This is a genomic window from Actinophytocola sp. (assembly GCF_045807065.1).
Taxonomy (GTDB): domain Bacteria; phylum Actinomycetota; class Actinomycetes; order Mycobacteriales; family Pseudonocardiaceae; genus Actinophytocola.
The window spans coordinates 1-4,435 of the sequence record NZ_JBJMIE010000620.1; the positions used below are offsets into that span (position 1 = coordinate 1).

Sequence of the window (4,435 nt, forward strand, 5' to 3'; positions counted from 1 at the left end):
CGTACGGCAGGGCCTCCCCGGCTGCCAATACGACCGACTTGGAACTGGGGTCGACGGCGACCGCCCGGTCGATCACCACCCGGACGCCGGACCCCTTCATCAGCTCCGTCAGCGGCCGGTGCCGCAGCTCCTCCCCGGCGGCGAGTTGGTGGAGCCGGACCCGCTCCACGAACTGGTCCCGCTCGTTGACGAGCGTGACCTCGACGTCCCGGTCCCGCCCGAGCCAGCGCGCGGCGAGCTGACCCGCGTAACCGGCACCCAATACCACGATCTGCGTAGTCATCGGTGGATCTCCCTTCCTTTGCACCCAGGACTGGACGCGGGAGAATTTCGTGACACCGGGAGCGCGAGACTCCAGTCACAGCGCGTACGGTCATGAACGTTTCCACGGTGACAGGAGGTACGAACCATGCGAATCGTCACGGACACCGGCCGCTGTGTGGGCGCCGGTCAGTGCGCCCTCACGGAGCCGAGGGTGTTCGACCAGAGCGACGAGGACGGCACGGTCGTGCTCCTGACGGACCAGGCAGAAGGCGAAGTCCTGAACAACGTCCAGGAGGCGATCGACCTCTGCCCGAGTCAGGCCCTCTCCCTCAAGGAGGACTGACCCTCCGCGCTGCGCGGCCACCACAGCCGGGAGGGGAGCGGCTCAGTGTGTCGCCGCTTCCTCCCGGCCGGCTCGGCGTCTTCGACGGCTTGCCCGCCTGGCGGAACCGAAGAACCGTCAGTGGTCGAAGTCGAGGTCGGCGCGGGTGAGGTGTCGGCCCGGGAGTTCCCCGGAACCGGGCGCCCGCAACCCGTCCATCATGATCGCCAGCGCACGCAGCGGGGCCAGCCCGGCCGCCTCCGGCGTGAGCGCGTGCGACTGCTTGACCACCGACATGAACAACACCGCGAGATCCCCCGCCCCGACGTCCCGCCGCAGCGTCCCCTCGGCCTGCGCCCGCCGCACGACCTCGTCCAGCATGTCGAGCACGCGCTCGCGCAACCCCGACGTCGACGGATCGGCCTTCACCACGGCCGTGACCAGCGGCGACTTCGCCTGCACGCTCACGTGCAGCCACGCCGACTGCCGCATGATCCGCATCAGCGCGTCCCACCCGGTCGGTGACTCGGCCAGCGCCGCCCGCATCTCGGCCGCCACCACCTGGTAGGTCTCGTGGAAGACCGCCCGGATCAGCGCCTCCCGGTCGGCGAAGCGCCGGTACAGCGTCCCGACCCCCACGGACGCCCGGCGCGCGATCTCCTCCATCGCCACGTCGACGCCCCGCTCGGTGAAGATCTCCCGCGCCGCCACCAGGATCTGATCGCGGTTGCGGCGTGCGTCCGCCCGTAGCGGGGCCTCCGGAGTGGTCATCCCCGGATTATCCCATTCCACCCGATTGTGGACGGAGCGCCGCGAGGTGGCTACTCTCGATACAAACGGACGAGAACCTTCCATATCTAGGGGTGAATGTGGAGAACTTCCCGCCGCGGGCGTGCCCGTTCCTCGATGACGTGCCGAGGACCGAGCCGGGCCCGATGACCAGGGTGACGCTGCGCAGCGGCCAGGAGGTGTGGGCCGCCTCCCGCCACGCGGACGTCCGTGCCGTGCTCACCGACCCCGCGTTCTCCGCCGACCGCGCCAACCCGAACTTCCCGGTGCCGTTCGGCCGCCGGGTCCGGCAGGACCAGGGTCTGAAGCCGTCCCTGATCGCGATGGACGCGCCCGAGCACGGTCCCGCCCGGCGCCTGGTGCTCGGCGAGTTCACGGTGAAGCGGCTTGCCGCGCTCGGCTCCCGTGTCCAGGAGATCGTCGACGAGTACCTCGACGCCATGCTCGCCACCGAGTCCCGCACGGCCGACCTCGTGCCGGCCCTGTCGCTGCCCGTGCCCTCGCTCGTGATCTGCGAGCTGCTCGGCGTCCCCTACGCCGACCACGACTTCTTCCAGTCCCGCTCCAGGGCTCTCATCTCCCGGACCACGAGACCGGAAGAGGTCAGGGCCGCCTCCGAGGACCTGCGCGACTACGTGGACAAGCTGGTCACCGCGAAAGAGGCCGACCCGCCCGACGACCTACTGGGCCGCCAGATCGTCAAGCGGCGCGAGGAAGGCGTCGAGGACCACGAGGCGCTCGTCAACCTCGCCATCCTGCTGCTGATCGCCGGCCACGAGACCACCGCCAACATGATCTCACTCGGCACCGTGGCTCTGCTCCAGCGTCCCGAACAGCTCGCGGAGCTGCGTGCGGACCCGTCGAAGACCCCGGGCGCGGTGGAGGAACTGCTGCGGGAGTTCACGATCGCCGAGTTCGTGATGTCCCGCGTCGCGGTCGAGGACACGGTCGTCAACGGCACCGAGATCAAGGCGGGCGAGGGCGTGTTCGCGCTCGGCAACGCCGCCAACCACGACCCTGCCGTGTTCCCGGACCCGAACCGCGTGGACATCCACCGCGGCGCCCGCAACCACGTCGCCTTCGGCTACGGCGCACACCAGTGCCTCGGCCAGAACCTGGCCCGCGTCGAGCTGCAGATCGTGTTCGACACGCTGTTCAGGCGCGTGCCGACGCTGAAGGTGGCGGTGCCGGTGTCCGAGCTGCCGTTCAAGAACGACGCGGTGGTCTACGGCCTGCACAGCCTCCCGGTGAGCTGGTAGGAGCTTGCGGAGCGACTCGTGCTACAGCTCCACGATCGTCCGGCCACCGGTTCCCAGCTGCTCGAACGCGTCGTTGACGCCGGCGAGGTCGGTCGTGGCCGTGGTCAGGGCGGCGAGGTCCAGCTTGCCGTCCTCGACCAGGCCGAGCAGCCGCGGGATCGCGACGTCCGGGTCACTCGACCCGTAGACGCAGCCGTGCAGCGTGCGGCCGAACCAGTACAGCTCCAGCGCCGAGAACTCCACGACGTTGGCCTTACTGCCCACGCCGACGACCGTCACCGAACCGCCGCGCCGGCTGGCCGACCAGGCCATCCGGATGGTGGTCGGCAGGCCGACGCAGTCGAAGGCCTGGTCCGCGCCGCGCCCGCCGGTGAGCTTCCGGACCGCCTTGGCCGCGCCCGCACCGGACACGACGAAGTCCGTCGCGCCGTGCTGGAGCGCCAGGTCCGCCTTGGCCTCGGTGACGTCGACGCCGATGATCGGTCCGGCGCCGACCGCCCGCGCGGCCTGCAGCGCGGACAGCCCGACCCCGCCGAGCCCCACGACCACGACCGACTCGCCGGAGCGCACCCGCGCCGTGTTGAGCACCGCCCCGGCGCCGGTCTGCACCGCGCAGCCGAGCAGGGCGGCCTGCGCCATCGGCACGGTGTCGGGCACCTTCACCACGCCGGCCGCCGGCACGATCGTCTCCTCGGCGAACGCGGCGGTGCCGAGTCCGGGGTAGACCGGTGTCCCGTCGTCGAGCGTCGCGTACGGCTCGCGGGCGACGTCCTCGGCGTGCGCGCACAGCCACGGCTCGCCCCGCAGGCAGAACCAGCACTCCCGGCAGGCGGGCGCCCAGTTCAGCACCACGTGATCCCCGGGCACCACCCGCGCCACGCCCTCGCCGACCGCGGTGACGACGCCGGCGCCCTCGTGCCCGAGCACTGCGGGCACCTCCTGGAGCAGGGTGCCGTTCGCGAGGGACAGGTCCGAGTGGCACACGCCGGCCGCGTGCACGCGCACCTTCACCTGGCCGGGTCCGGGATCGCCGAGCGCGATGTCCCGCACCTCGAGTTGTCCGCCCTGCCGCGTCAGCACCGCCGCCTTCACCATGCCACCGACATTACTGGTCGGTCGGCACGCCCAGACCACCGGCGATGTCGAGTTCCTGGCTGGTGAACTCGCCGGTCAGCAGCGGCATCGTCCTCGCGATGGCCGCCTTCACCTCGGGGAGCTGGAGGGAGTCGTCGTGGGCCTGCCTGCTGGCCCAGACCTCGTGCACCCAGATGGTGTCCTCGTCGGTGTCCGAGGTGCCGACGACGTAGAGGTCGCACCCGGCGGCCTTCAGCCCGTCCGCCCCGCCGACGAGCGTGGCGACCACCTCGTCGCGGTGGCCGGGCTTGACGCGCATGGTTCCGAGGTATCCGTATCGCACGGCGCGATGCTGCCACGCCGGCACACCTCGGTGATTGGACGAACGCGACACTAGGGTCGGGGCATGACCAGGATCGCGTTCATCGGGCTCGGGATCATGGGGATGCCCATGGCCGTCAACCTCGTCCGCGCCGGCCACGAGGTCACCGGCCACAACCGGAGCCCGGAGAAGACCGCGCGGTTCGCCGAGCAGGGCGGGCGGGCGGCGGCGGGCGTCCGGGAGGCCGTGCGTGAGGCGGAGATCGTGATCACGATGCTGCCCGACTCGCCGGACGTCGAGGCGGTGGCGGAGGACGTGCTCACCGCGAGCGGCGCGCTCTGGATCGACATGAGCACCATCGCCCCGGCGACCGCCCGTGCCCTCGCCACCCGCGCCGCCGACGCC

At 71.3% G+C, this 4,435-nt stretch carries 7 protein-coding genes; 3 read left to right on the forward strand and 4 right to left on the reverse strand.

Going from position 1 to position 4,435, the window contains the following annotated elements:
* Positions 1 to 283, reverse strand: a 283-nt coding sequence (locus ACJ73U_RS36245; RefSeq protein ID WP_407782270.1) for an FAD-dependent oxidoreductase, incomplete at its 3' end; no start/stop codon positions are given.
* Between the two features lie 126 nt (positions 284 to 409).
* Here ACJ73U_RS36245 and ACJ73U_RS36250 point away from each other — a divergent pair.
* Positions 410 to 607, forward strand: coding sequence for a ferredoxin (locus tag ACJ73U_RS36250; RefSeq protein ID WP_407782271.1), 198 nt, complete (start codon positions 410 to 412; stop codon positions 605 to 607).
* Positions 608 to 724: 117 nt separating this feature from the next.
* Here the strand turns inward: ACJ73U_RS36250 and ACJ73U_RS36255 are convergent, their stop codons facing one another.
* A complete protein-coding gene (locus ACJ73U_RS36255) occupies positions 725 to 1,357 on the reverse strand; it encodes a TetR/AcrR family transcriptional regulator (RefSeq protein ID WP_407782272.1) in 633 nt (210 codons plus the stop codon).
* A 92-nt stretch (positions 1,358 to 1,449) separates the two neighbouring features.
* Between ACJ73U_RS36255 and ACJ73U_RS36260 the strand changes: the two genes are divergently transcribed.
* Positions 1,450 to 2,634 carry a cytochrome P450 gene (locus ACJ73U_RS36260; RefSeq protein WP_407782273.1) on the forward strand — a complete coding sequence of 395 codons (1,185 nt, stop codon included), beginning with the start codon at positions 1,450 to 1,452 and terminating at the stop codon, positions 2,632 to 2,634.
* A 21-nt stretch (positions 2,635 to 2,655) separates the two neighbouring features.
* Here ACJ73U_RS36260 and ACJ73U_RS36265 read toward each other — a convergent pair whose 3' ends face one another.
* Positions 2,656 to 3,729 carry an alcohol dehydrogenase catalytic domain-containing protein gene (locus ACJ73U_RS36265; protein WP_407782274.1) on the reverse strand — a complete coding sequence of 358 codons (1,074 nt, stop codon included), beginning with the start codon at positions 3,727 to 3,729 and terminating at the stop codon, positions 2,656 to 2,658.
* A gap of 10 nt (positions 3,730 to 3,739) precedes the next feature.
* Positions 3,740 to 4,027 carry a putative quinol monooxygenase gene (locus ACJ73U_RS36270; RefSeq protein WP_407782275.1) on the reverse strand — a complete coding sequence of 96 codons (288 nt, stop codon included), beginning with the start codon at positions 4,025 to 4,027 and terminating at the stop codon, positions 3,740 to 3,742.
* 87 nt (positions 4,028 to 4,114) lie between these two features.
* On the opposite strand from ACJ73U_RS36270, the gene ACJ73U_RS36275 reads away from it, so the two are divergent.
* Positions 4,115 to 4,435 (forward strand): NAD(P)-dependent oxidoreductase (locus ACJ73U_RS36275; protein WP_407782276.1); only part of this gene is annotated, 321 nt, incomplete at its 3' end.

Bases quoted from the DNA above. Each gene is read 5' to 3' on its own strand.
- ACJ73U_RS36270 (WP_407782275.1), bottom strand. From the start codon at position 4,027: ATGCGCGTCAAGCCCGGCCACCGCGACGAGGTGGTCGCCACGCTCGTC.
- ACJ73U_RS36250 (WP_407782271.1), top strand. From the start codon at position 410: ATGCGAATCGTCACGGACACCGGCCGCTGTGTGGGCGCCGGTCAGTGC.
- ACJ73U_RS36255 (WP_407782272.1), bottom strand. From the start codon at position 1,357: ATGACCACTCCGGAGGCCCCGCTACGGGCGGACGCACGCCGCAACCGC.
- ACJ73U_RS36265 (WP_407782274.1), bottom strand. From the start codon at position 3,729: ATGGTGAAGGCGGCGGTGCTGACGCGGCAGGGCGGACAACTCGAGGTG.